The sequence below is a fragment of the Phocaeicola sp. RTP21198st1_B8_RTP21198_201120 genome (assembly GCF_040929485.1).
GTDB lineage: Bacteria > Bacteroidota > Bacteroidia > Bacteroidales > Bacteroidaceae > Phocaeicola > Phocaeicola dorei.
The window spans coordinates 1-1062 of the sequence record NZ_JBCOCI010000535.1; the positions used below are offsets into that span (position 1 = coordinate 1).

General features: G+C 44.2%; 1 protein-coding gene and 1 pseudogene. Both read left to right on the forward strand.

Annotated elements, in window-relative coordinates:
- Nucleotides 1-279: pseudogene (locus tag AB5935_RS27875) on the forward strand (HlyD family secretion protein); the annotation flags it as partial.
- A 2-nt stretch (nt 280-281) separates the two neighbouring features.
- The coding region (locus AB5935_RS27880) for an ABC transporter permease (protein ID WP_368328087.1) at nt 282-1062 on the forward strand (781 nt) is incomplete at its 3' end.

Below are 1062 nucleotides of genomic sequence, written 5' to 3' on the forward strand. Positions count from 1 at the left end.
ATCGCTGAACTCAACGATATGTGGGTAACATTCAATGTACGCGAAGATTTGCTCAAGAACCTGACGATGGGGTCGGAGTTCGAAGCTATCATTCCTGCTCTGGATAATAAAAAGATCCAGCTCAAAGTATATTATCTGAAAGACTTAGGCACTTATGCTGCCTGGAAAGCAACCAAAACGACCGGACAATTTGATCTGAAAACATTCGAGGTGAAAGCTTCTCCGGTAGAGAAAGTGGAAAATCTCCGTCCGGGTATGTCTGTTATCATTGACAAGTAACCATGAAAGAGAGAGAAAAGAAATATATAGCTTTGTGGCAGGTTATGCAAAGAGAGTGCCGGCGATTGGTATCACGCCCGCTCTATCTCTTCTGTATGGTCATTGCCCCGCTGTTTTGTTATATATTCTTCACCACTTTAATGGATTCGGGGCTTCCCAAGGATCTTCCTGCGGGAGTGGTGGACATGGATGATTCGTCTACTTCCCGCAATATTGTCCGCAATCTGGATGCTTTTTCGCAGACAGGGGTTGTAGCTCATTACAGCAATGTAACAGATGCGCGTATTGCCATGCAGGAGGGAAAAATCTACGGGTTCTTCTATCTCCCCAAGGGTTTATCGGCAGAGGCACAAAGCCAACGACAGCCAACAATCTCTTTCTATACCAATTACTCATACCTGATTGCAGGCTCTCTATTGTTCAGGGATATGAAAATGATGGGAGAACTCACCTCCGGAGCTGCAGCCCGGACGATGCTGTATGCCAAAGGTGCGACAGAGGATCAGGCTATGGCTTATCTGCAACCGATCGTAATTGATACACACCCACTAAATAATCCGTGGCTGAACTATTCAGTATACTTATGTAATACACTGATACCGGGAGTACTCATGCTATTAATATTTATGGTTACCGTTTATTCAATCGGTGTGGAAATCAAGGATCGCACTGCCCGCGAATGGCTACGAATGAGTAACAACTCCATTTACATTGCATTGGCAGGAAAACTGCTTCCCCACACAATAGTCTTTTTCATTATGGGTATATTTTATAATGTATACC